Source organism: Pseudomonas fluorescens (assembly GCF_902498195.1).
Taxonomy (GTDB): domain Bacteria; phylum Pseudomonadota; class Gammaproteobacteria; order Pseudomonadales; family Pseudomonadaceae; genus Aquipseudomonas; species Aquipseudomonas fluorescens_BU.
This window is the reverse complement of the sequence record NZ_CABVIY010000001.1, coordinates 658,214-680,932: the sequence shown is the minus strand read 5'-3', so window position 1 is coordinate 680,932 and position 22,719 is coordinate 658,214. Positions and strand designations below refer to the sequence as shown.

Sequence of the window (22,719 nt, the reverse complement as noted above, 5' to 3'; positions counted from 1 at the left end):
GCTGCACAGCGGGCACCCCTTCCTGTGCGGGAAAAAGGCTTACACGCCGGCTTACCAGTTGTAACTCACTTTGGCGGTAATTTCGCGACCCGGGTTGTAATAGTTCGCCGTGCCGGAACCGACCACGTGTTGCTCATCCAGCAGATTGTTGACATTCACGGCCAGGTCGGTGCCCTTGGCAATCCGGTAATTGAAGGCGGCGTCGAACAACGTGGTGCCATCGCTTTTGCTGGTGTTGGCGGCGTCCATGTAATAAGCGCCTACGTAGCGTGCGCCGAGGCCGACGCTGACGTCAGTGCCGGGCAAGTCGTAGTAACTCCACAGCGAAGCGGAGTGCTTCGGTGCCGTGGTGAACTGGTTACCCTTGAGGGAGCTGCCGTCGTACAACGTGCCGCGTAGCACCTCGGACTTCATGTAGGAATAGGCGCCGATCAGGCTGAGGTTCTGCGTCACTTGCGCCTTGGCCTCCAGGTCGAGGCCGCGCACCCGCGACTCCCCCACCGTCTGCTGCTCAATGATGCCGCTCGGCAGCACCACAGCGATGGTGACGTTTTCCTGGGTCAGGTCATAAACGGCTGCCGAGAACAACGCGTCCATCGCCATCGGCGAATACTTCACGCCGACTTCGTACTGCTTGCCCGTTTGCGGTGTAACGCCCACCTGAGGGGGCGAGACGGATTCCACCATGCTGACGTAGGTGGACACCTCATCGTTGACGATATAGGTCAACGCACCGCGATAAGAGGTTTCGGAAAAGTTGTCCTTGTCATCAAATTGCACCGGGCTGGAGAACTGGTTGTAGCCCTTGCTGGACAGGTCCATGGAGTCGTTGCGCACACCGCCGGTGACGATGAAACGCTCGTAGAACGACAGGTTCTGCTGGAGGAATACCGCCTTGGTGGTCGCGTCGCTCTTTTTGGCGGTATACGGCGTGAGTGCGCTTGAAACGCCAGTGAACACCGGGTTGGCAATGTCGATCGAGGACGCCAGGTCGTAGACCGAGCTTTCTTTGGTCGACGAGTCGAGATATTCCACGCCCACCAGGGTGCTGCTGTCGATGTTCTCGAAACGGGCATCGTATTGCAGCATCAGGTTGCCGTTGAACTGGTCGGCATCGCTGTCCGTCCCCAGCAGATAGCGGGGGACCGTCGTGCCGACACGCGAGGCGTTATCGCTCAGGTAAACGTAGCCGTAGTCATCGGTCAGCTTGCTGTAACGCAGGTTGCTGCGCAGCACGAAGCCGTTGTCGAAGTCATGGGTGACGTTGCCGCTGAGGCTGGTGCGCTCGACATCGTGAAAATTGTAGCTGGGCTCACCAAAAAATTTGCTGCGGTCGTATTCCTTGTCCAGCGGATAGCCACCGCTGTTCGGCGAACTTTCGGTTTTCAGGTAGTCCAGAATCATGGTGGCCGACGTGTAATCCGTGGGTGCCCAGGTGAGGCCCCCCATGAACAACTGGTTATCGTCCTGTGAGTGGTCGTACTCGCGGTCGCTGTTTTGCCCTTTGGCGGTAAAGCGGCCGGCCAGGGTTTTTTCGTCGTTCAGCACATCCCCCACATCGACGCCTGTCTCGACATGGTCAAAGGAACCGTAGGTCACATAGCCCTGGCCAAACTGCTCGAAGCGCGGCTGCTTGGTCACGAAGTTCACCGAGCCCCCCGGGTCCGCCGGGCCAAACAGCGTGGAGTTGGCGCCACGCAGAATTTCGATGCGCTCATAGGCAAAAGGATCTTCGCGGACACCGCGCATTGAACTCAGGGTCAAGCCGTCACGGTAGGTGGTGGCCTGGAAGCCGCGGATCTGGAAATAGTCGTTGCGGTCGTCCGTACCGTAAAAGTCGCTGACCACGCCCGGCGTGTACTGAAGCGCCTCTTCCGTGGTGCTGACGCTGCGTTGCTCCATTTCCTTGCGGGTCACCACCGACACCGAGGCCGGCGTGTTGAGGATGCTGGTTGCCACCTTGCCGCCGACCCAGAGTTCCTTGGCGACCACCGAATGGGTGTCGTCGTCGGCATTGACCTTGACCTTGGCATTGATGATAAGGGGCGCGAGGCGGTAGTCCTCGATGTCGGTTGCGCCGATTTCGAGCGGGCCGGCAGGCTTTTGCCGAGGTATCAGCAGGTAAGCGTTCGGGCCTTGCTGCTCGATCTGCAATTCGCTTCCCTGCAACAACGTTGACAGCGCTGCCGATGTATCGAAGGTGCCGTTCACGCCTCCCGTAGTGCGGTTCGCTACGCTCGGGGCATCGAAGGAAAGACTGATGCCAGCCTCGCGCGCAAAGCGGTCGAGCGCTGGCGCCAGTGGGCCGGCAGCGATATTCCATTGCTGGACCTGGTTGTGGTGTTCAGCGCTCGAAGATGCTGCCTGCGACGGTAATGCGTAGCTGCTGACGATCAAACCCAGGATCGCGCCGTGTACGGCACGATTCAATGGATGGCGCTGTGTAACCGGGGACGAACTCATTTTCTCGCTCCATGGAAGGGTATCGGCAGATTGGCCTGTAACGTCGGCCTTCCTTACAAGTCGAACGAGAATGAGAAACTACCTCATTAATTTTTTCAGGCAGGAGAAAAGTACGCATGGACTCAGCTGGCGGCGGTCAACGTCACCCAGTAACGGGTCCGGAAATCAACGCGCAAGCGCAGCGACTGCGCGACCAATGCCAGTACCTGATCGTTGTCGGCGAGCTGAAAGGTGCCGGAAACCCGACGATCTGCCACCTCTGCGGCGCAGCGCAATACGCCGGGGCGATAGCGCGACAACTCCACAATAAAATCACTGAGGCGCATATTGCGCGCACTGATCACCCCGTCACTCCAGCTCCAGACATCAAGGCCGTTATCCCTGAACTCACGGCTGCCACTTGAGGTGAACAGCAGCTGATTGGCGGCCTGGATACTGCTGCTTTCGCTACCGGCAAGGGTTTGCCTGGCGCCAGGAAACACGGTGACCGAGCCTCCCTGAACCGCCAGCAGGGTGCCGTCGTCACGCTCGCGCGCCAGCAAGCGGGGACTCTGGGCGCGCATCACCCCGTCGCGTGTTTGAACCCAGAAAGGTCGCGTTTGCGCCGAGCGTTCATCCGCGCCGACATTCACGATGATTTCGCCACGCCGCAGAATGATCAGGCGTCGCTGTGCGTCGAAATCGCTGTCGACAGCACTGTCGCTATTGAGCTGGATAAGGCTGCCGTCATCGAGCTGGACACGTCGTTGCTCGCCGGTGCTACTGCGCTGCTGCGCAAGCATGGCCGGCACGAGTGTGTAATCCCGGCCGAGCCAGGCGGCTGCGCCAACGGTGGCCAATAGGCCCAGCAGCTTCAGGCTTTCCCGTCGACGCATGCCATGGTGGGTGACATCAAGGGTTTGTCGGGCCAATTGCGCTGGCACGCCCGCGAACTCATCCCCGAGCGCTTCCACACGCTGCCACGCCAACACGTGCTCCGGGCGCTGCTGCAGCCAGTGCTCGAAAGTGCGCTGTGTTTGCTCATCTGGCTGATTGAAGCGAAGCCGCACCTGCCAGTGGATCGCCTGGTCGACAACGGCCGGATCCAGCGCCTGCGGCTCACGCCTCGACATAACGCAAGCGATAGCAGTGTTGCAGGGCCATGGCCAGGTCGCGTTCCACTGTCGCGCGGGAAACACCCAACTTTTCGGCTATTTGCGCGCAGGTCAAGCCGTCGAGCCGGGCAAATAAAAACGCCTGGCGAACTCTCGGCTTAAGCATGTCGAGCATGCGGTCTATCCGCTCGAGCGCATCAAGAATCAGCAGCCGGCTTTCTTCCGAGGGAACCTCATGTTGAGGCAGCGACGCGACGCTCTCCAGGTAGGCACGTTCGAGTTCGCGCCGACGATACTGATCAATCATCAGCCCGCGGGCGATGCTGCTCAGATAGGCACGGGGTTCGCGCAAGGGGCTTGACTGACGGGATTTGAGCAGACGCACGAACGTGTCTTGCGCCAAGTCTGCTGCGTTTTCGCGACATCCAATGCGTCGGCTTAGCCAGCCGTGTAACCACGAGTGGTGGGTGCGATAGAGCAACCCTAGATCTGCAGTACCTAGTGTATCGTCGCTGCGCATCGGCATCCCGCAAGTACATAATTGATAATGAATCGCATTCTACCCACGCGATAGGCCTCAGGCAAATGCGTGGCGCTTAGCGTGCGTTTCTGGTCGTCAGCTGCCTTCCTCGAAAGGCCGCTTTGGCTCGATCGCGACCCTTCTCAAAGACCACCTTCAACCACATACCGATTGCTCAAGAGCCTGTTCAACGCGCTTTACAGGTCAACCAGGCGCCCCAGAAAAGGCTGCTGAAGAACCGGGTTGCATCGCCGAACCCGGCTTCATGCAAAAGCCTTTGAACCGCCGCCTCGGAATGTGGAGGATCCGCGCCCTGCAGGATTTTCCCCAGCTTGACCTTCACTTCATCCGGGCTGGCCCCCTGTTGGCGCCACCGCTGCCCCCAGGCGGCCAGCAGCAGCGGCTGGCTGGCGTAGGCGTAGTGATTGCCCGCGACAATCAGCGGCGCACCGGGCTTCAGCCGGGCCTGAATGGAGCGCAGGATGTGTCGCTTGGCATCATCCCCTTCGAGATGATGGAGAACGCCGATCAAGGTGGCGGCGTCGTAGGACGCGTCTGCTGGCAGATCTTCGACGTACCCGGGATGCAGGGTCGTACGGTCGAGCAGGTGGTGGGCGGCCAGTTGCTGTTTCGCGGCGTCCAGCATCGGCTCGGAGGGGTCAACGGCCGTGAAGCGCCAGGCCGGCTCAAGCCTGGCCATGGCGATGATTTCCTGCGCTGTACCGCCCGCGCCCACCACCAGGATTTTTGCCCTGCCCGTATCGCCAAGGCTTGCCGCCAGGATGCACGCCGCCAGGTCCTGGCAGGCGTCATAGCCGGCGAGTGCAATACGGCTCTGCCGACCTTATTCATTGGCGCGTGAGGTATCGAATTTTTCAGCTGCATTGAGGGGGGATGATTTCAAGGCGGTTCTCCATGTCCTCGAATCAACCTACGTCACCGCCACCAATAATAAAAATTCATTAATTTCATGCAATGCATTCCCATCAGGAATACCAAGACTCACCCCATCCACACGCCTCGGGGCGGGTTGGAAGGCGGCCGGTGACCACCCATCAGTTGGATCCCCTGCGCGCAGCCGGCCACTAAACTCCACAGGGGGGAAATCCACGCACCTCTAATCAGGAGATCTGTGATGAACAGAAGATCTTGGCTGGCGTTGGTCGTGGCGACCGGGGTGATTTCAGGCTGCGCAAGCAGGTCTGAAGTCATCGATGTTCCCCTGGTGGCTACCCCACAGAACGCACAGCATATCGCTCGCGCCACCCTCAGCCCGGTGGGCGATCACACCAGCATCTGGCTCACCGTCGGCGGGGTCCCCCACGACATGGCGGTCTCCAGCCGCCTCGACACTGCTCTCTACGCCGGCACCTGCGAGCACCTGAGCGCACAACCGGCGTACGAGACCCGGCAGGCCAACAGCGTCGACTACCCTTCGCTGGCCCCGCGAACCCGGCATTGGGCCCAGGCCCCCGTAGCACTGGGCAAACTGACCCAGGGTGACTACGCCTTGCTCGTTCGCAGCAGTGCGGCAGACGGCAGCCGTCCTCTTTTCTGCGGCAACATCAGCGCCGGCTAGGACGCGCACCCGTTCGGGACCGTGGCCTGTGCAGCTTTCGCCAGGCCATGGCGACGCCTTCCCCATCCCGCTTCACCGCCGCCAGCCAATCAACGTTATCCGCGTGCAGCCTGTGGCAGCGGGCGAAGGACCTCGCGCGATCCCAGTTCATGACTGATGTCCATGCGCCGATGGGCAATACGCCAACCCCGGGCCGTTGATACCCAGCGATCCTGATACTCAGCCAGGGTTTCATAGGTCATGTCCTGCAGGCTGCCCGCTCCGCGATGCGCGGCACGCACGTACACCCGGCTCTCGACCGACGATTCACCGGCATCCACCCGCAGGTTGCCGAGCAAATGCTGGGAAGGCCCGCAACCGTCCAGGTGCATACGGACCATGGCCACGATCGGCGCGCGTCCTTGCAACAGGTGTACGCCGCCGTAGTCAGCGGTGGCCTCCTCCACAAACACATCGTCCAGCGCGGACCAGTCCCGCTGGTCGCAGGCGCGCGCATAGCGGCCAAGGACCTCGTTGAGTTCGCGCTCAAGCAGCAGCGTCTTGATGTCCATCGTGACCTCCGTGTTTTTTGTCCCTGGACGATAGCCCTCCGTGCGGGCGCCAACATCGTCCGTTTGGAGGGCTGCACCCGTGTTCGAACGCGTCGCTAGGACACCCTTGCCATCGGCTTGAGTAGCGGTGGTCTTTGCAGATCCAGCGTCGCCGCCGCCAGTATCTGCTCCCGTCCACCTTGACGAGGTGGGTAAATCCGCTCGCGGTTGATCACCGATTTGGTGTTTTTGGCCTGGGCCCCTTCTGCTACAGCCTCTCGCGCCCACCCCTGCGTATAGACCGCCCCCCAGGGACCCAGGTCGACGATGTTGGTGTACCAGTCGATGTTCAGAGGCTGCTGGGGCCGCCCGAACAGTTCGTTCACAGCGTTATGTCCGGCAAAGCGGCCCATGGGGCGTGCATGCTGGCAGGACATGACGGACGGATGTTCGCCATCGATCAAGGCGTGGGCTACATCGCCCGCGGCGAACAGGTGGTCGATGCCCGCGACGCGCATGCAGTTGTCGACCTTGAGCCGGCCCTGGCTGTCCGGTGTCGCCGCCACGCATTGCGTCAGCTCACTGGCCCGCATGCCCGCACACCACACGACGGTTGACGCCTCGATGCGCCGGCCATCGCCGAGGGTCACACCACGGCTGTCCACCGAGGCCAGGGCGAAATCCGCCCACAACTCGATCCCCAGTTCGCGGCACGCGCGCTCGATGACCGGCTGCCCTCCTCCCAGGCCACGGGCAATCGTCGGCCCGCGGTCAGCCAGGATCACCCGCACCTGGGCAGCGGCTTGCGAACCGTCGCCCCCGCCAGCCGCCGCGCGCAGTCGAGCGGGAAGTTCGCAGGCAATCTCGACCCCCGTGGCCCCGGAACCGACCACCAGCGCGGTGAAGTGGCCGGGCGTGGCCGGTGCGCTCGCCAGGTTATCGATATGGCGTTGCAGCTTGAGCGCGGCGCCGTAAGAGTCGACATCGAAGGTGTGTTCGGCCACGCCGGGTGTCGATGGACGCACGAGGTGACTGCCGCTGGCGAGAATCAATTTGTCGTAGGGAAGACTCAATGTCGATCCTTGCACCTGTGCCGTGACGACCCGCTTACCGGTATCAATGAAAGTGGCCTTGCCTATCAGCAAATTGACGCCGATCGGCGCCAGGACCGAGGACAGGTCGACCCGGGTATCCGACAGGTCGGCCTCATAGTTGCGCACGCGAATGCTGTGCCACGGATCAGGGTTGATCAGGGTGATTTGCGCAATCTTCCCCAGCTCTTCAAGTTGCCGGGCGGCGGAGGCCGCACTCCATAAACCCGCAAAGCCACCGCCGATTATCAAGATGTGTTTCATGGTGATCCTCTGTCAGTCCTGCCTTCGTTGCGTTGACGCAAGGCAGTGGAGAACCAATAATACGAGCCATCACTCGCATTCACTACTCGCGCCAGACCATGCCCGACCTCAACCTGTCAAAACCTCGCAAACTCCCGCGCCAGAGCCGTTCAGTGGCAATGGTCGATGCCATTCTCGAAGCCAGTGCTCGCGTTTTACTGGAGCGCGGCTATGCCGGCATGAGCACCAATGTCGTGGCGCAACAGGCAGGCGTGAGCGTGGGCTCGCTCTACCAGTATTTTCCGAACAAGGAATCCCTGCTGGTGGCCTTGCACAGCCGCCATGCCGAGCAGATGGCCCACTCCATCGAAGCGATTCTGGCCGCCCCCGGCGACGGCGGCTTGCGTGGCGAAATCGTGCGATTGGTGCGCGCGGCCATGGCCGCCCATGAGGTCGAGCCGCAATTGCATCGCCTGCTGGAACACGAACGACCGTTTTTTGAAGACAACGACGGCGCTCACGCCGTGCAAGCGGATATTCACCGCCATATTCAGCGCCTGCTGGCGGATCATCCCCACGACGTCAAGCATCCGGACCTCGCCATGGCCGCGTGGATGACCCTGCGCATGACCGAATCGCTGGTGCATACGGCGGTCCTGCATCCACCCCATGACCTGGATGTCAGCCGGATCGAACCAGCGATCGTCGACGCCATCCATGCGTTCCTCACGTATGACGGTCGGGGCGGCTGAACGCAAAGGCTGTCGACTACTCACGCAGCGGGGTCCTAGAACTTTTCGCTATTTATCGGTCTATGTGGATAGGCACATCCGCTCGGGAAACGCGACCTCGCAGTCTTCCCGCCGCTGGATGGCCACACGTCCATTTGTCAATCAGAGGTTGTCTTCGCTCATGAAATTCCATGACCCACGGAGGGTGATCTTCGGCCTGTTGGCGTTCGCGGCAATGGGCTCGGCATCCGCCACACAAATGAAGACCGCAACCCCTGTTTTCGCCACTGAAGTCGCAGCCGTTCAATCTCCGGTACAGGCTGCCGGCAACCCCTGGCCGACCTTGGCCACTCGCGCCGGCCAACAGCCGGGCCCGTTGCTGGCCCATGACGACCGAGACTGGCATGACGACCGCTGGCATGATCGCCGGGACCATTGGCGCCGAGACGACTGGCGCAGAGAACAGTGGCGTAGGGAGCAAGCCCGCCGAGAAGCCGAACGCCATCGTGACTGGGAACGCCACCGGGATCGAGCCATGCGCCACCGCTACGAGGACGACCGCCGCTACTACCGTCGCTAGCGCGACGCCCCCATCCATCCGCCTGCAACGCGCCTGGTGCCGACACAGGACCGGGTCGTGTTGCAGCGTCAGGAAAAGCCGGGGCAGGATTGGCGCCCGCCCCCCGTTGCCTAACCTCGCAGGAAAGCCAGCAAATCGGCGTTGATGGTATCGGCGTTCGTTGTGGGCATGCCATGGGGGAAGCCCGCGTAGGTTTTCAGCGTGCTGTTTTGCAATAGCTTCGCTGACAGGGGCGCGGAGTTTTCATAAGGCACGATCTGATCATCATCACCATGCATCACCAGCACGGGGATCGTGATGCGCTTCAGGTCGTCGGTAAAGTCGGTCTGGGAAAAGGCCACGATCCCGTCGTAATGGGCCTTTGCACAACCCATCATGCCCTGGCGCCACCAATTCAGGATGGTGCCCTCGGACGGTTTTGCACCCGGGCGGTTATAACCGTAGAAAGGTCCGGCCGGAACGTCATGGTAGAACTGTGCGCGGTTGCCCTTCAGCTGTGCCTGCAAGTCATCGAAAACCGACTTCGGCAAGCCGCCCGGATTACCTGGGGTCTGGACCATCAAGGGTGGCACGGCACTGATGATCGCCGCCTTCGACACGCGGTCTTCACCGTGGCGGGCAATGTAGTGGATGACTTCACCGCCGCCGGTGGAGTGCCCCACATGGGCCGCACCCTGCACGCCAAGATGGTCAACCACGGCCGCGACGTCATCGGCGTAGTGGTCCATGTCGTGCCCGTCCCACACCTGACTGGATCGCCCGTGGCCACGCCGGTCGTGTGCAACCACCCGGTAGCCGTTATCCAGGAAAAACAGCATTTGCGCATCCCAGTCGTCGGCGCTGAGCGGCCATCCGTGGTGAAAGAAGATCACCTGGGCATCCCGTGGACCCCAGTCTTTGTAAAAGATCTCGACACCGTCCTGCGTAGTGACATAACCCATGTTCGCATCTCCTCTCTTCAGGTTTAAAGTCAGCTTCAAGGTCAATGGTTTCCCGGAGTGGAATATGAGAATAGGCGAACTGGCGAAAATCAGCGGACTGGCGCCTTCACGCATCCGTTTTTACGAAGCGAGCGGCCTGATCAAGCCTGCCGCGCGCAAAGCCAACGGGTATCGGGATTACGCACCGGATACGGAGTGGGTCCTGGAGATCATCACCGGCGCCCAGGCGGCGGGCTTTTCATTGGAGGAAATCCGACAATTACTGCCGATGAATGCGAACGGCTGGAAGCAGGAAGCGCTGCTCGGCGGGCTCAAGCGCAAGGTTTTGGAAATCGAAATTCTCCAGCAACGGCTGGCCCTGAATAAAGCGCAACTGCTGCTGGTGATCGAAGGCGTTGAAAGCAAGCCCGAAGGCATGGCTTGCGCGGACAACACGCAGTTGTTATTGCATCGCCTGCGCGAGGAAGGTGTGGCGCCAGTAACAGAATGACCCGTTCCGTGCCCAAAGGAGCGGCCGGCAGCGCCACCAGCAAGCCTGCCAGGGGCCATCGCCAGAAACCGGACTCAAACGCCCAAAAGCCGTTTCGTCATCGCCATCGACGTGCTCAAGGACTGTCCGGTACGTTGCAGCTTGTTCAATAGACTGGCCCCAAGCCAGAGCTGGTACAGGGTTTCCGCCAGTTGCCGGGCGTTGCCGTCAGGCAGGCTGTTTTCGGCCTGACCCTGCTCGATGCATTCGGTGATACGCATCACCACTTTCTGGGCGCCATCACGCAAGGTAAGGCGCATCGCCTCGGACAGGTCGGCGACTTCAGCGCTGAGCTTCACGACCAGACACTCGTCACCGTGCCCTTCCAGGGTGCAACGATCTTGCCACCCCTGCCAGTAATCCATCAGCCGTTCGCGGGCGGATAACCCTGGAAGCGTCAGCCGGCGCTCCATGTCCGCGAGGTAACCGACAAAGTAGTGCTCGAGCAAAGCCTGGCCGTACAACTCCTTGGATTTGAAGTAGTGATAAAACGAGCCCTTGGGCACGCGTGCGGTTTGCAGGAGTTCATTCAAGCCGACACTGGTGAAGCCTTTTTCGGCCATCATCCGGTAGCCGGTTTCGAGCAGGTGTTGCCGGGTATCGTCGTAGGTCGTTTTCATGGGGGCGCAAAGTACCGAACAATAGACCAGTCGTATATTTCGAATAAATGCGAGTTTGCCACACCTTCCCTTGAAAAGCCCTTCTGGAAAAAATCAACTAGACGACTGGTCTAATGGAAGTCTATGCTGCGCCCGGACAGACCTTCCCCCTGATATCGACAGCGTGCACATCAGGCCTCCTTGCACTGAACCGAATACGAACGTCGCAAGCGTGCGGTAGAACGATTTTTTTAACCCGGAAATAGTCGACTGGTCTAATAGATCCGGAAACTCCACTTCACCAAGGTACGACCGATGAACAACGACAGTTTTTTCAAGCCCGCCACCCTGGGGCTTCACACCCTGAAAAACCGCATTGTCCTGCCGCCACTCACCCGCCAGCGCAGTACCCAGCCGGGCAACATCGCCAATGAACTGATGGCCGAGTATTACCAGCAACGTGCCGGCGCCGGCTTGCTGGTGACCGAAGGCACCCAGATCGAACCCCGGGGGCAGGGATATGCCTGGACACCCGGCATTCATACCCCTGAGCAAATCGCCGGATGGCGCAAGGTCACCGAAGCAGTCCATGCCAGGGAGGGTGTGATCTTTGCCCAGCTCTGGCACGTCGGCCGCGTGTCTCACACCGCGTTGCAACCCGACGGAGCGGCGCCGGTCTCGGCGTCCGCAGTCGCCACCGACCGGGTCAGCGTGTTCATTGAAACCGCCCCTGGCACCGGTGCGCTGGTCCCTCCATCCGCGCCTCGGGCGCTGACGACCGATGAAGTCCAGGCGCTCGTGCAGCTCTATATCCAGGCCGCACGAAATGCGATGGCCGCCGGGTTTGACGGGATCGAACTGCACTGCGCCAACGGCTATCTCGTGAATCAGTTCATTTCCGCGCACAGCAACCTGCGCAACGATCAATACGGTGGCTCGTTGCAGAACCGCTTGCGCTTTCTGCGCGAAGTGGTCGCGGGCGTCGCCGAGTGCATCGGCAAAGAGAAAGTTGGCGTGCGCTTCGCGCCTTTGTTCACCACCACCGATGAGGCGCGGACGTACCTCGGCATGGTCGAGGAAGACCCGCACACCACTTACATTGAAGCGATCAAGGTGCTGGAGGACGTGGGCATTGCCTATTTGTCTATCGCTGAAGCCGACTGGGACAATGCACCCGCCATGCCGGAGACGTTCCGCCGAGCCGTACGCAGCACCTTCAGCGGCGCAATCATCTACGCCGGGCGCTACAACGCGCAAACGGGTGCGCAATTACTCGACTCGGGATTGGCGGACTTTGTCGCCTTCGGCCGGCCGTTCATGGCCAACCCGGACCTGCCTGCGCGAATCGCCAATGACTGGCCGCTGAACGCACTGAATCCGGCCACGGTGTACGGCGGCCATGCCGAAGGCTATGTCGACTACCCTGCCTACGACGGATAACGTCAAGGTTTCGGCAATCGCAACAAGTGCTCCCCGATCCTGGGGAGCGCATGTCAGCGCAAATGGCAATCGCCACAGATTTTCAAGACACCGCTGTACCGGCCTGGCACGCCATCAACCGCGCTCCAGCCAGGCACGGGCGATCTCTTCGCGGGTGGCAAACCAGACACCACCGTGCTGTTTGGCGTACTCGATGAATTGCTTGATCGCCCTGACCCGGCCCGGGCGCCCCACCATGCGCGGGTGCAGCCCGATCGACATCATGCGAGGACCTTCGGCCGACTCTTCATACAGCACGTCAAAGCTTTCCTTCATGTACTCGAAAAAATCCGAGGCCTGCGACAGCCCAGGGGAGTTCCAGTAGCGGAAGTCATTGACGTCGGCGGTGTAAGGCACCACCAGGTGGCGCTTGCCCTCGACGTCGACAAAGTACGGGACATCGTCGTTGTAGGCATCGGAATCGTAGAGAAAGCCCCCCTCCTCGGCGACCAGGCGCCGGGTGTTGACGCTGGCGCCATAGCGGCAATACCAGCCAACGGGACGCTTGCCACAGGTGCGTTCGAAGGACTCGATGGCCAGGCGCATGTGGTCACGCTCCTGTGCTTCGCTCAGGCGGAACACTTCTTCCCAACGATAGCCGTGGCTGCAAATTTCATGGCCACCAGCGACGGCGGCGCGCGCCACGTCGGGGTTCTGTTCGAAGGCTACCGCGCAGGCATGAAAGGTCGATCGCACCGATTGCTGGTCGAGGATATCCAGGATGCGCCAGATCCCGACGCGCGAGCCGTACTCATACATCGATTCCATCGCCAGGTTGCGTGTGCCGTCGGGGATCGAATAGCTGCCCCACTCGGTCATCGACTCCTGGTCCGGATCGCCCATGGCCAGCGAACGCTCGGAACCTTCCTCGTAGTTGATCACCAGGCTGATGGCCAGTCGGGCGCCATTGGGCCAGGTGCCTTGCGGGCGTTGTCTGCCGTAACCCACTAAATCGCGTGCAGGTGAAACCATCGGGATCTTCTCCTGAAGTGACGGGTTGAATAAGTACGTGGCGAACGTCGCGACCTAACAGTCGATATCTTCCAGCCGGTCGTGGCTGAGGGTGCCGCTGTCCGATTGCCACTCGCGAAAGGCCAGCCCCATTGCCAGGGTTTGCGCAATGCAGAACGAAGCGGTGAGCGAACGAAAACCCAGCAGTTCGGCGTCGTTGACCTCAATCACCGTATCGGCGATCTGCCCGATAGGGCTGAGCACGCTGTCCGTGATCGCCACCAGCGTCACCCCGGCCTCCCGCGCCTGGCGGCAGGCTTCAATGGTGTCGCTGGCGTAGGGCGGGAAGCTGACGGCGATCAGCAAATCATCCTCGGCAATCGCGCTGACCTGCTCGGGCAACGTGCCCCCGGCGCCGCTGATGTGCACCGCCCGGCGACCCACGCGACTCAACGCGTAGCTCAGGTACGCGGCCACCGGAAAGGCGCGGCGCATGCCAATGACGAACGTGGTGCGGGCCGCTTGCAGGTGGACGATGGCCGCTTCGATATTGGCCTGTTCGCCGCCTTCGGCCAGGTGCTCCAGGGAAACGATATTGGCCTGGCTGAACTCGCGCAAAATCCCGCCGACATCCGTCGGATCCTCCAGCAACGTCTCACCGCCGTAGTGGCGAATCCGCTCGCTGTAGTGGGTGTCGGCAGCCTGTTGCAACGGGGCGCGAAACAGCCGCTGCAACTCCTTGAAACCTGCAAAGCCCAGCGCCTGGGCCAGGCGAATATAGGCCGAAGGCGCAATGCCCGAGCGCTTGCCCAGTTCGGCCACCGTGTTGAGTGCGATCTCATGCGGGTTGTCGATCAGGAATCGGGCGGCATCGCGCAGGCGACCGGTCAGTTGTTCATGCTGGGCCGCGATACAGTCACGCAGCTCGGCAAGGGTTTCAGGTAAGGCCATGGGCAGGGCTCGAAAAATGAAAGTGTGGGCGCCGGTCAACGCAACGCATTGATGGCTTGATCCAGCGCCGTGATGAGCCGCTCGACTTCTTCCAGCGTGTTGTAGTGCGCCAGCGACACCCGCACTACCCCGCCAAACCGCTCAAGCTTAAGGGCTTCGATAAGTCGCCGCGCATAGAAGTCACCAAAGCGAATGCCAATGCGATGTTCATCGACGCGGCGCACCAGCGCCTCGGACTGAATGCCCTCGACCACGAAACTGATGGTGGGCACCCGATTGCGCACATGCGCCTTGCCGATGATGCGCACGCCCTCGCGCTCGCGCAAAAAGGCCAGCAGGCGCTCGGCAAGCAAGTCCTCCTGCACTTCAAAGGCATCGAAAGCGGCCTGCATGCGCTTGCGCTCGCTGCCTTGCGCGCCAAGCCGGGCGCTGATGTCGAGCAGGTAATCGGTAATGCCGATGCAGCCGAAGGACAACTCATAGTTGACGTTGCCCGGCTGCAATTTGTAGGGCACGACGTCCTGGCCGATGAAAAAGTGATTGAGGCTCGGCAGTTCCAGCAACAGGTAGCGCCGGCCCCAGAGCACGGCAAAGTGCGGGCCGAAGGTCTTGTAGAAGCTGTAGACGTAAAAATCGGCGCCGCTGGCCTGCACATCCACCAGGCGGTGGGGCGCATAGGCGACGGCGTCCACGCACAACCTGGCCCCCACCGCATGGACACGTCGCGCCACTTCGGCCACCGGATTGACCGAACCGAGAATGTTCGAGGTGTGGGTCATGGCCACATACCGGGTGTTGGGGTTGAGCAAGACCTGCAGGTCATCCAGCTCAAGCTCGCAACTGGCCGGGTTGACCTGCCACACGCGCAGGGTCGCGCCGCGGCTTTCGCACAGCTTGACCCAGGGGCCGATGTTGGCCTCGTGATCGCAGTTGGTGACGATGATTTCATCGCCCGCAACGATGGACGGGGCGATGGCGCGACACAGTATTTGCAGCAGGTGGGTGGTCGAGCCGCCCATGATCACTTCTTCGGGATGCTCGGCGTTGATCAGCTGCATCACCGAATGACGCGCCTGCATCACGCGCTCGCCAGCGTCGACCGAAGGCTGGTAGGACGCGCCCAGTTGCACGCTGCTGTTGAGCAGGTAGTCGCTGACCCGTTGCGCCACGGCGCTCAGCACCATCGAGCCACCGGCGTTATCCATGTAGGCATAGCCACCGGCCAGACCTGGAAATTGCTTGCGAACGTAATCGATATCGAGAGATTCCACTCTACTGTCTCCAGCCGGATTCAATGATGCAAGATGGCCTGCAGGAACGCTTGCGTGCGAGGTTCCCGAGGGGCGGTAAAAAACGGTTCAGGAATGTTCTGCTCAACAATCCGGCCACTTTCCATGAAGATCACCCGGTCGGCGACCCGCCGGGCAAACCCCATCTCGTGGGTGACCACGACCATCGTGACGCCAGAGCGGGCAAGGTTCTGCATGACGTCCAGGACCTCACCGACCATTTCCGGGTCCAGCGCCGACGTCGGTTCGTCGAACAGAATCGCCCGCGGCTCCATGGCCATGGTGCGGGCAATGGCCACGCGCTGCTGCTGGCCGCCAGACAACTGGCTCGGGTATTTGTGCGCGTGATCGCCCATGCCCACCTTCACCAGCAATTCCCTGGCCCTGGCCTGCGCATCGCGCCGGCTCAGGCCACGCACGCGGATCGGCGCCAGTGACACATTGTCCAGCACGCTGAGGTGCGGATAGAGATTGAAACTCTGAAACACCATGCCCACTTCACTGCGGATCGCGGCCAGTCGCGGACCGTTCTCGACCCGCTCGCCGGCCACGCGGATATGCCCTTGCTGGTAGTCTTCAAGCAGGTTGATGCAACGGATCAAGGTCGACTTTCCCGAACCGGACGGCCCGAGGATCACCACCACTTCACCCTCTTCCACCTGCAGGTTGATATCGCTCAGCGCTTTGAAATTGCCGTAGTACTTGTCGAGCTTTTCGATGTCGATCAGCGTGCTCATGCGGTTTTTCCTCCGGAGGCGTTCCGACGTTCAACCCAGCTGACCATTTGCACCAGCGGCAACAGCAGCAACAGGTACAGCAAGGCGGCCCCTACCAGCGGCGTCGGGTTGGCCGCCAGTGCCTGCGCCTGGGTTGCCTGCTTGAGCAAGTCGGGCATCGCCACCACCGAGGCCAGCGCCGTGTCTTTCATGACGTTGATGCAGTTGCTGGTCATGGGCGGCATGACGATGCGCACCGCCTGCGGCAGGATGACGTCGCGCAGGGTGTTGAAAAAACTCATGCCCTGGGACGCCGACGCTTCGAACTGGCCACGGGGAATGGCCTCGATGCCGGAACGGAAAATCTCCGCGCTGTAGGCGCAGGAAACCAGTGAAAGCGCCATGGTGGCGGCCGCAAAGGACGACAAGCGAATGCCGACAAAGGGCAGCGCGTAATAGATGAGTACCAGCAGCACCAGCAAGGGAATGGAGCGCATGATATCGATGTAGATCCGTGCCAGCGCCCGAACGGGTGCGTAGGAATACAACCGCAGCAACGCCAGCAACAGCCCGCCCACCAGGCCCAGGACAATACTCACCGCCCCGAGCAAAATGGTCACGCCCAGGCCACGTATCATCAGCGGAAGCGACTCGACGAGCACGTTCCAGTTGAAAAATGTCTGCAAAAGATCCATGGGATACCTCGGTCAATACAGTGGCGAACGGGTGTCGCCACTTTCTTGCATCATCGGCAGGGCTTACTTGAGGACAGCGGTCACCTGCATCGTGCTCGATGCTTTATCGGCTTCGGCGCCGAACCACTGCTGGTGGATTTTCCCGAGGGTGCCGTCTTCTTTCATCTTGCTGATGATGTCGTTGACCTGATCGCTCATCGCCCAGCCCTTGGCGTGCATCAGCGAGTAGCGCTCCCCGGTGGGAATGCGCGCGACGATGGAATATTGCGGCTTGTCCTTGATGTAGTAGAGCACCGCCGGAATATCGCTGAGGTAGCCGTCGATCCGCCCGGAAGCCAGGTCCAGCATGGCCGGCGACAATCCTTCGTAGCGCGAGACATCGGCAAACTTGTACTCGTCCTTGTGCTGGCCGATCCACATGTCGCCGGTCGAGCCGGTGTCGACGCCCACCACCTTGTCAGCCATGTCGGCCAGGCCCTTGACCTTGGAGGTGGTCAGCGCGGTGAGCGACTGGTCGCTGTCGAAGTAAGGCTGCGCAAAGGCGACCGATTCCAGCCGCTTGGGGGTGATGGTGATCGATGAGATGGCGATCTCGACGCGCTTGGACTGCACGGCGCTGAACAGGCCGTTGAAGGGGATATTGATGAACTCGACGGTTTTGCCGGCGCGCTTGGCCACCTCTTTCACCACATCGACTTCGAAGCCGACGAACTCGCCCTTGGCGTCCTGGAACTCCCAGGGCACGTTGCCGACGTTAGCACCTACGGTCCAGTCGGCTGCCCAGGTTGGCAGGGCGACGGCGGCCGTCATGAACAATCCCAACATTACTTTCGCTTTCATGTTTGCTCCCGGTTCTTGATTTTTTAGGTGCTAACAGCGGTTGATCCCGTACAACGCAGGTCGAGACTAAACCAGCGGATTAAATAATTCAACATGCAGATTGAATGAATTATTTGCTCCAAAGCGGTGCGTGTTTTTCCTGATCCGTGACGTTCAGAGCGCCGAAACGGGCGCGCGGTCAGCGGCAATGAACCGTCCACAGCTGATCCAGCCGGGTCGTGAAGCTTTGGCTCATCATTTCTCGCCGCATGCCCCACGCTGGATGGCTCGGCACACTGGCGGTGCGCAGCGTCCCCCTGCCCCATCGCCCATTGATCTGGTCCAGCACCGCCATGACCCGGGTCGCCTCGGTCGGCTGCGACACCGCGAACAGATCATCGGTGTACTCACCCGGCTGGCAAAGATTGAGCAGCAGGACCTCGGCCTTGCTGTACCTGAATCCGGGCCGGTACACATGCTCGAGCGCATCCACCGCGGCCCCGGTCAACAGCCGCACATCGTCGGTGGGATACGGCAGCTCGACCACCATGCCATTGGCGAACCTGGCCTCGTCGGGGTTGAACATGCCGGTGCGGATGCTGACGCGGATCTTCTTGCACAGCGAGCCCTGGGCACGGAGCTTTTCCGAGGCGCGCATCATGTAGGTCGCCACGGCCTCCCTGATCGGCGGCAACTCGGTAAGGCGCTGGCCGAACATGCGGCTGCAGCAGATTTCCTGCTTCGGCGGATCAGGCTCATCCAGTTCCAGGCAAGGGGTGCCGGCCAGCTCCCGGGCCGTCTTCTCGATCACCACGCTGAACTTCTTGCGCAAGGTCCAGGGGTCGGCCCTGGCCAGGTCCATCGCCGTCTGGATGCCCATCGCCCCCAGGTGCGTTTTCATGCGCCGGCCTACGCCCCAGACGTCGGAGACGTCCGTGTTGCGCAGCACCCAGTCGCGCTTGAACGGATCGCAGATATCGACCACTCCACCGGTCTGCGCCTGCAAGCGCTTGGCCGTGTGATTCGCCAACTTGGCCAGGGTCTTGGTGGGAGCGATCCCGACCCCGACCGGTATGCCGGTGCACCGCAACACCTGGCTGCGAATCCGTCGCCCCAGGGCATTGAGGTCGGCAATCCCCGTCAGGTCGGCAAAGGCTTCATCGATGCTGTAGACCTCCACCGCCGGCACCATCGATTCGATCAGTGACATCACTCGCTCGCTCATGTCGCCGTACAAGGCATAGTTCGAGGAGAACGCAACGATGCCGTGCTGCTTGAGCACGTGTTTGATCTGAAAATACGGCGCGCCCATTTTCACGAACGGCTTGGCGTCGTAGCTACGGGCAATGACGCAGCCATCGTTGTTGCTCAGCACGACGATGGGCACGCGCGCCAGGTCCGGCCGGAACACCCGTTCGCAACTGGCGTAGAAGCTGTTGCAGTCAATCAGCGCGAACACCGGTGGTGGCTGTTCAGTCATGGCTGTGCACGTTGTGGGTGATCACGCCCCAGATGGCCAGTTCGTCACCTTCAAGCACATAGCGCGGCGGGTACTTCGGATTCTCGGAGAGCAAAATCATCTGGCTTTCGCGTTTGCACAGCCGCTTGCACACCGGCTCATGGTTCAACAACGCCACCACGATGTCGTTGTGGGCCGCTTCCAGCGCGCGGTCGACGATCGCCAGGTCCCCGTCAAAGATGCCGGCCCCCTGCATGCTGTCCCCGGCGATGGAGACCAGGTACACATGCGGGGCGCGGATGTTGAGGACCTCGTCCAGCGAGATGTGCTGTTCGATGTGGTCTGCCGCCGGCGAAGGAAAGCCGGCCGGGACGCGGAACGAACAGCGGGGAAGCTTGAGGCCCCCTGCGGTGAGTGGACCGATGATGCTGAAGCTCATGGTGACGCCTTCTACAAATACTGTATTTATGTACAGTAAACGTCGAAGGCGCGTGGCGGTCAATTTTTCATGTAGGAATTTTCGACAAACGGGGGATATCGCCCCCCGAAAATTCCCTCACAACTCCAGCACCCGGGGTGCATCGCCCTCCCCGGCCTGGGCCGGCACTGCGCAGCAAATCAACACCCCCCTTGCGCCGGCATCTGCGCGGACAAATTCAGGTAATGCACCTGCCCGCTGACCAGTCGGGTGCGGCATGTCCCGCAGGATCCGCCCCGGCAACTGAAGTCTGGATTCAAGCCACGGCTTTGCGCCAGCTCCAGCAAACTTCCGCCACCGGGCTCCCAACGTGCGTCTAGACAGTCTGGACAGATGGCACTTGTGGCGTCGCGTACCAATCAGGATCGGGGGTGGCGAAGCGCATTTTCTGGCGGATATGAGCGGCATTTTCGGCGCTGGTCAGCTGTTCCAGCAGCACAAACGCCACTTCAGTCGCCGTACCCGGCCCGCTGGACGTGATGATGTGGCCATCGACGACGACGGGTCGATCAACGAAGCAGGCGCCGGTTTCAACCAATTGGTTTTTCCGCTTGCCGCCTTCCTGGTGGTAGGTCGTTGCGTTTCGGCCATGCAATACGCCCGCTACCCCCAGGCACACCGATGACACACAGACACTGGCCACCAGTTTTCCGGCTTCCACGAAGTGCCGGATGGTCTCCAGGAAAGGTTCGCTCAAGGCTTCCTCATAAAAGCCTGCCGGTTCAAACCCACCGGGCAGCGCCAGGGCATCGAAGCTGGCCGGATCCAGATCGCTGAGTAAAAACCGTGGATTGATCGTGAGTCCAAAGGTGCTAACGATCTGGGTGCGAAGGCCGGCGTTGACCAGTTCCAGAGGCTGGTCACCGAGCAAATCGGCCCAGCCGAGGACGTCGGTAAACGCCGCCATTTCCAGGGGTTCAACACCATTGGCGAGTAACATGAGCACGCGTTTCATCGGGAAGTGGCCTCTGATAAAGGGCGTTGAAGTCAAAAGAGTGTGTGAACGCATGCTCCGCTGTAACCGTCATCCAGAGAACGCCCAAAAATTACAATCCACTGTTTCGCTGACTGAAATGCCCGGGTGGCGTTTGAATCGCGGCACCCTGCCTTCGCTCAATGCGCATCCGGTTGCAGGGCCGGATGCTCACGCAGGCCCTCGATCATGTAGTCGACGAAACTGCGTACCCTCATCGACGCTTTTCGCCTTTCCCGGTAAACCACGTGCACTGGCAGCGCTGGCAGCTCGTAAGGTTGCAAGACCCGACGCAATCGCCCGCTTTTCAACGCGTCATGAACGGGATAGCTCAAACAGCGCGTCAGCCCGGCCCCATGAGCCGCCGCGTCGATCGCCGCCTGTACCGTGGCGCAGCTGACGCGCGAGCGTGCCTTGATCGTGCTTGGCTCACCCTGGACCTGAAAATCCCACTGCACGCTTTCTCGATAGGCTTGCGTTGCCACCAGTCGATGCTGCATGAGGTCCTCCGGCACCTGCGGTTCACCGTGAGTGGCCAGGTAGCCGGGGCTGCCGCAAATGATTGAGCGAACGTGGCCAACCGGTCGCGCAATCAATGACGAACTCGGCAAATGCCCCACCAGCACGGCCACGTCCAGCCCCTCTTCATTCATGTTCGGAAAGCGATCGTGGTAATGGGCGAACACGGTGACCTCGGGATACTCGTCCATGTAATCCGCCAGCAAAGGCGTCATGACATGACGGCTGAACAGCAGCGGCAGCAGGACCGTCAGCTTGCCCTGGGCCTGAACATGCAAGCCTTTGGCGCAAGCCTCTACTTCATCGATCTCTTTGAGGATGCGCGAGCAATCGGCCATGAAGGCTGCACCCGATTCCGTCAGCACCACCCCTCGCGTGCTTCGTTTCAACAGGGGCACACCCAGACGCGCCTCCAGTCGCGCAATGGCCCGGACCACCGTCGGACCGGACACACCCAGACGACGAGCGGCCGACGCGAGGCTCGGACGCTCTGAAAGCGCTTCAAACATGATCATTTCATGGTAGCGATCCATCAGGCACTGCCCTTGGCGACAGGTTTGAGCGCGGCATCATTGCCCAACCGGTCCGTGAGGAAATCCACGAAGGTCCGTACCTTGGCCGGCACCCGGTTACTCTTGGCGTACACCACCTGAATCGGCAGCGCGGGTGGTTCAAACGCCTGTAGCACCACCTCCAGTTCGCCGGCGGCTACCTGGCTCGCCACTTGATAGGACAGCACCCGGGTGATTCCCCAGCCCAGGCAGGCAATGTTGATGGCCGCCTGATTCGCAGTCACCACCAGGCGCGGGTCGAAGCGAAAGCTCAGGGCGTTACCGTTGTTTTCAAATTGCCAATCGCTCAACAGATGGCTGGCAGAGGACATGACAATGTTGGCCGAACTCAACTCGCCAGGGTGCCCCGGCCTGCCGTAGCGCTCAAAATAAGCGGGGGACGCGCAGATCACCTGCCGCACCTCGCCCACCTTGATGGCGTGCTGATTGCTCTCGTGCAAATGGCCGATGCGAATGGCGACATCGATCCCTTCGTCAGCCATGCTCACCACACGGTCAACCAGCAAGGCATTGAGATGCACTGACGGAAACCGGTCCAGGTACTCGGCCAACAGCGGCGCGATGAACAACTCGCCAAACAGCACGGACGCCGTCACCGTCAAATGACCGCAGGGTATGGAGTAGCTGCCGGCGGCCGCCTCCTCGGCTTCATCGACCTCACTCAGGATCCGCCGGCAATCCTCCAGATAACGTTGCCCCGCTTCCGTCAGGTGCAGGCTGCGGGTTGTGCGCGAGAGCAGCTGGGTGCCGATTCGCTCTTCCATCGCGGCGATGGCACGGGTCACGCTCGGTGGCGAAATGTTCAAGCGACGGGCGGCGGCGGCGAAGCCTTCCTCTTCGGCAACCGCCATGAATATCTGCATTTCCTGAAAGCGATCCATAGGCGACCCTTGATGAACAGACGACGAGGTACCTGAC

The 22,719-nt window shown here is 61.1% G+C and carries 23 protein-coding genes and 2 pseudogenes; 5 read left to right on the top strand and 20 right to left on the bottom strand.

Features of this window, described 5'->3' with window-relative positions; translation table 11 throughout:
• Positions 1-51: 51 nt before the first annotated feature.
• The 4 genes and pseudogenes from F8N66_RS03220 to F8N66_RS03205 form a co-directional block, all read right to left on the bottom strand.
• On the bottom strand, positions 52-2,463 hold the full coding sequence (locus F8N66_RS03220; RefSeq protein WP_150768786.1) for a TonB-dependent siderophore receptor: 2,412 nt from the start codon (positions 2,461-2,463) through the stop codon (positions 52-54).
• 122 nt (positions 2,464-2,585) lie between these two features.
• Complete coding sequence (locus F8N66_RS03215; protein ID WP_150768785.1) at positions 2,586-3,575, bottom strand: FecR domain-containing protein; 990 nt, start codon at positions 3,573-3,575, stop codon at positions 2,586-2,588.
• Positions 3,562-4,077 carry a sigma-70 family RNA polymerase sigma factor gene (locus F8N66_RS03210; RefSeq protein ID WP_150768784.1) on the bottom strand — a complete coding sequence of 172 codons (516 nt, stop codon included), beginning with the start codon at positions 4,075-4,077 and terminating at the stop codon, positions 3,562-3,564. The genes F8N66_RS03215 and F8N66_RS03210 overlap by 14 nt, the downstream gene beginning before the upstream one ends.
• 187 nt (positions 4,078-4,264) lie before the next feature.
• Positions 4,265-4,981, bottom strand: a pseudogene (locus F8N66_RS03205) (class I SAM-dependent methyltransferase).
• 231 nt (positions 4,982-5,212) lie between these two features.
• Between F8N66_RS03205 and F8N66_RS03200 the strand changes: the two are divergent.
• On the top strand, positions 5,213-5,656 hold the full coding sequence (locus F8N66_RS03200; RefSeq protein ID WP_150768783.1) for a hypothetical protein: 444 nt from the start codon (positions 5,213-5,215) through the stop codon (positions 5,654-5,656).
• 95 nt (positions 5,657-5,751) lie between these two features.
• Here the strand turns inward: F8N66_RS03200 and F8N66_RS03195 are convergent, their stop codons facing one another.
• Both F8N66_RS03195 and F8N66_RS03190 read right to left on the bottom strand, forming a co-directional pair.
• Positions 5,752-6,207 carry a nuclear transport factor 2 family protein gene (locus tag F8N66_RS03195; RefSeq protein WP_150768782.1) on the bottom strand — a complete coding sequence of 152 codons (456 nt, stop codon included), beginning with the start codon at positions 6,205-6,207 and terminating at the stop codon, positions 5,752-5,754.
• A gap of 95 nt (positions 6,208-6,302) precedes the next feature.
• On the bottom strand, positions 6,303-7,541 hold the full coding sequence (locus F8N66_RS03190) for an NAD(P)/FAD-dependent oxidoreductase (protein WP_150768781.1): 1,239 nt from the start codon (positions 7,539-7,541) through the stop codon (positions 6,303-6,305).
• A 98-nt stretch (positions 7,542-7,639) separates the two neighbouring features.
• On the opposite strand from F8N66_RS03190, the gene F8N66_RS03185 reads away from it, so the two are divergent.
• Together F8N66_RS03185 and F8N66_RS03180 are read left to right on the top strand one after the other, a co-directional pair.
• Entirely contained in the window at positions 7,640-8,272 is a 633-nt protein-coding gene (locus tag F8N66_RS03185; RefSeq protein ID WP_150768780.1) for a TetR/AcrR family transcriptional regulator, read from the top strand.
• 160 nt (positions 8,273-8,432) lie between these two features.
• Positions 8,433-8,831 carry a hypothetical protein gene (locus F8N66_RS03180; RefSeq protein ID WP_150768779.1) on the top strand — a complete coding sequence of 133 codons (399 nt, stop codon included), beginning with the start codon at positions 8,433-8,435 and terminating at the stop codon, positions 8,829-8,831.
• A 110-nt stretch (positions 8,832-8,941) separates the two neighbouring features.
• Here F8N66_RS03180 and F8N66_RS03175 read toward each other — a convergent pair whose 3' ends face one another.
• Entirely contained in the window at positions 8,942-9,772 is an 831-nt protein-coding gene (locus F8N66_RS03175) for an alpha/beta fold hydrolase (RefSeq protein WP_150768778.1), read from the bottom strand.
• Between the two features lie 64 nt (positions 9,773-9,836).
• On the opposite strand from F8N66_RS03175, the gene F8N66_RS03170 reads away from it, so the two are divergent.
• Positions 9,837-10,262 (top strand): MerR family transcriptional regulator, encoded by a 426-nt coding sequence (locus F8N66_RS03170; protein WP_150769219.1) that lies wholly within the window; start codon positions 9,837-9,839, stop codon positions 10,260-10,262.
• A 74-nt stretch (positions 10,263-10,336) separates the two neighbouring features.
• Here the strand turns inward: F8N66_RS03170 and F8N66_RS03165 are convergent, their stop codons facing one another.
• Positions 10,337-10,921 (bottom strand): TetR/AcrR family transcriptional regulator, encoded by a 585-nt coding sequence (locus F8N66_RS03165; protein WP_150768777.1) that lies wholly within the window; start codon positions 10,919-10,921, stop codon positions 10,337-10,339.
• Between the two features lie 294 nt (positions 10,922-11,215).
• Between F8N66_RS03165 and F8N66_RS03160 the strand changes: the two genes are divergently transcribed.
• Positions 11,216-12,340: an alkene reductase gene (locus tag F8N66_RS03160; RefSeq protein ID WP_150768776.1), complete on the top strand. Its 1,125-nt coding sequence runs from the start codon at positions 11,216-11,218 to the stop codon at positions 12,338-12,340.
• A gap of 114 nt (positions 12,341-12,454) precedes the next feature.
• Here the strand turns inward: F8N66_RS03160 and F8N66_RS03155 are convergent, their stop codons facing one another.
• The 12 genes and pseudogenes from F8N66_RS03155 to F8N66_RS03100 form a co-directional block, all read right to left on the bottom strand.
• Positions 12,455-13,351, bottom strand: coding sequence for an allantoinase PuuE (locus tag F8N66_RS03155; RefSeq protein WP_150768775.1), 897 nt, complete (start codon positions 13,349-13,351; stop codon positions 12,455-12,457).
• Positions 13,352-13,405: 54 nt separating this feature from the next.
• Positions 13,406-14,281 (bottom strand): MurR/RpiR family transcriptional regulator, encoded by an 876-nt coding sequence (locus F8N66_RS03150; protein ID WP_150768774.1) that lies wholly within the window; start codon positions 14,279-14,281, stop codon positions 13,406-13,408.
• 35 nt (positions 14,282-14,316) lie between these two features.
• Positions 14,317-15,552 carry a cysteine desulfurase-like protein gene (locus tag F8N66_RS03145; RefSeq protein WP_150768773.1) on the bottom strand — a complete coding sequence of 412 codons (1,236 nt, stop codon included), beginning with the start codon at positions 15,550-15,552 and terminating at the stop codon, positions 14,317-14,319.
• 20 nt (positions 15,553-15,572) lie between these two features.
• Positions 15,573-16,307 (bottom strand): amino acid ABC transporter ATP-binding protein, encoded by a 735-nt coding sequence (locus F8N66_RS03140; protein WP_150768772.1) that lies wholly within the window; start codon positions 16,305-16,307, stop codon positions 15,573-15,575.
• Complete coding sequence (locus F8N66_RS03135) at positions 16,304-16,981, bottom strand: amino acid ABC transporter permease (protein WP_150768771.1); 678 nt, start codon at positions 16,979-16,981, stop codon at positions 16,304-16,306. The genes F8N66_RS03140 and F8N66_RS03135 overlap by 4 nt, the downstream gene beginning before the upstream one ends.
• A gap of 63 nt (positions 16,982-17,044) precedes the next feature.
• Positions 17,045-17,821 (bottom strand): transporter substrate-binding domain-containing protein, encoded by a 777-nt coding sequence (locus tag F8N66_RS03130; protein WP_150768770.1) that lies wholly within the window; start codon positions 17,819-17,821, stop codon positions 17,045-17,047.
• A gap of 178 nt (positions 17,822-17,999) precedes the next feature.
• Entirely contained in the window at positions 18,000-19,280 is a 1,281-nt protein-coding gene (gene umuC, locus F8N66_RS03125) for a translesion error-prone DNA polymerase V subunit UmuC (protein WP_150768769.1), read from the bottom strand.
• Positions 19,273-19,698, bottom strand: coding sequence for a LexA family protein (locus F8N66_RS03120; RefSeq protein WP_150768768.1), 426 nt, complete (start codon positions 19,696-19,698; stop codon positions 19,273-19,275). The genes umuC and F8N66_RS03120 overlap by 8 nt, the downstream gene beginning before the upstream one ends.
• A gap of 117 nt (positions 19,699-19,815) precedes the next feature.
• Positions 19,816-20,054 (bottom strand): annotated as a pseudogene (locus F8N66_RS03115) (2Fe-2S iron-sulfur cluster-binding protein); the annotation flags it as partial.
• Complete coding sequence (locus F8N66_RS03110; protein ID WP_224790429.1) at positions 20,054-20,746, bottom strand: DJ-1/PfpI family protein; 693 nt, start codon at positions 20,744-20,746, stop codon at positions 20,054-20,056. The pseudogene F8N66_RS03115 and the gene F8N66_RS03110, both read right to left, overlap by 1 nt.
• Positions 20,747-20,850: 104 nt before the next feature.
• Positions 20,851-21,762 (bottom strand): LysR family transcriptional regulator, encoded by a 912-nt coding sequence (locus F8N66_RS03105; protein WP_150768767.1) that lies wholly within the window; start codon positions 21,760-21,762, stop codon positions 20,851-20,853.
• Positions 21,762-22,682 carry a LysR family transcriptional regulator gene (locus tag F8N66_RS03100; protein ID WP_150768766.1) on the bottom strand — a complete coding sequence of 307 codons (921 nt, stop codon included), beginning with the start codon at positions 22,680-22,682 and terminating at the stop codon, positions 21,762-21,764. The genes F8N66_RS03105 and F8N66_RS03100 overlap by 1 nt, the downstream gene beginning before the upstream one ends.
• Between the last annotated feature and the right edge of the window lie 37 nt (positions 22,683-22,719).

Coding starts and splice junctions, on each gene's coding strand:
- F8N66_RS03180 (WP_150768779.1), top strand. CDS start 8,433: ATGAAATTCCATGACCCACGGAGGGTGATCTTCGGCCTGTTGGCGTTC.
- F8N66_RS03100 (WP_150768766.1), bottom strand. CDS start 22,682: ATGGATCGCTTTCAGGAAATGCAGATATTCATGGCGGTTGCCGAAGAG.
- F8N66_RS03135 (WP_150768771.1), bottom strand. CDS start 16,981: ATGGATCTTTTGCAGACATTTTTCAACTGGAACGTGCTCGTCGAGTCG.
- F8N66_RS03175 (WP_150768778.1), bottom strand. CDS start 9,772: ATGGGTTATGTCACTACGCAGGACGGTGTCGAGATCTTTTACAAAGAC.
- F8N66_RS03120 (WP_150768768.1), bottom strand. CDS start 19,698: ATGAGCTTCAGCATCATCGGTCCACTCACCGCAGGGGGCCTCAAGCTT.
- F8N66_RS03160 (WP_150768776.1), top strand. CDS start 11,216: ATGAACAACGACAGTTTTTTCAAGCCCGCCACCCTGGGGCTTCACACC.
- F8N66_RS03110 (WP_224790429.1), bottom strand. CDS start 20,746: ATGCGTTCACACACTCTTTTGACTTCAACGCCCTTTATCAGAGGCCAC.
- F8N66_RS03170 (WP_150769219.1), top strand. CDS start 9,837: ATGAGAATAGGCGAACTGGCGAAAATCAGCGGACTGGCGCCTTCACGC.
- umuC (WP_150768769.1), bottom strand. CDS start 19,280: ATGACTGAACAGCCACCACCGGTGTTCGCGCTGATTGACTGCAACAGC.
- F8N66_RS03150 (WP_150768774.1), bottom strand. CDS start 14,281: ATGGCCTTACCTGAAACCCTTGCCGAGCTGCGTGACTGTATCGCGGCC.
- F8N66_RS03165 (WP_150768777.1), bottom strand. CDS start 10,921: ATGAAAACGACCTACGACGATACCCGGCAACACCTGCTCGAAACCGGC.
- F8N66_RS03190 (WP_150768781.1), bottom strand. CDS start 7,541: ATGAAACACATCTTGATAATCGGCGGTGGCTTTGCGGGTTTATGGAGT.
- F8N66_RS03105 (WP_150768767.1), bottom strand. CDS start 21,762: ATGGATCGCTACCATGAAATGATCATGTTTGAAGCGCTTTCAGAGCGT.
- F8N66_RS03130 (WP_150768770.1), bottom strand. CDS start 17,821: ATGAAAGCGAAAGTAATGTTGGGATTGTTCATGACGGCCGCCGTCGCC.
- F8N66_RS03195 (WP_150768782.1), bottom strand. CDS start 6,207: ATGGACATCAAGACGCTGCTGCTTGAGCGCGAACTCAACGAGGTCCTT.
- F8N66_RS03215 (WP_150768785.1), bottom strand. CDS start 3,575: ATGTCGAGGCGTGAGCCGCAGGCGCTGGATCCGGCCGTTGTCGACCAG.
- F8N66_RS03140 (WP_150768772.1), bottom strand. CDS start 16,307: ATGAGCACGCTGATCGACATCGAAAAGCTCGACAAGTACTACGGCAAT.
- F8N66_RS03220 (WP_150768786.1), bottom strand. CDS start 2,463: ATGAGTTCGTCCCCGGTTACACAGCGCCATCCATTGAATCGTGCCGTA.
- F8N66_RS03155 (WP_150768775.1), bottom strand. CDS start 13,351: ATGGTTTCACCTGCACGCGATTTAGTGGGTTACGGCAGACAACGCCCG.
- F8N66_RS03185 (WP_150768780.1), top strand. CDS start 7,640: ATGCCCGACCTCAACCTGTCAAAACCTCGCAAACTCCCGCGCCAGAGC.
- F8N66_RS03210 (WP_150768784.1), bottom strand. CDS start 4,077: ATGCGCAGCGACGATACACTAGGTACTGCAGATCTAGGGTTGCTCTAT.
- F8N66_RS03200 (WP_150768783.1), top strand. CDS start 5,213: ATGAACAGAAGATCTTGGCTGGCGTTGGTCGTGGCGACCGGGGTGATT.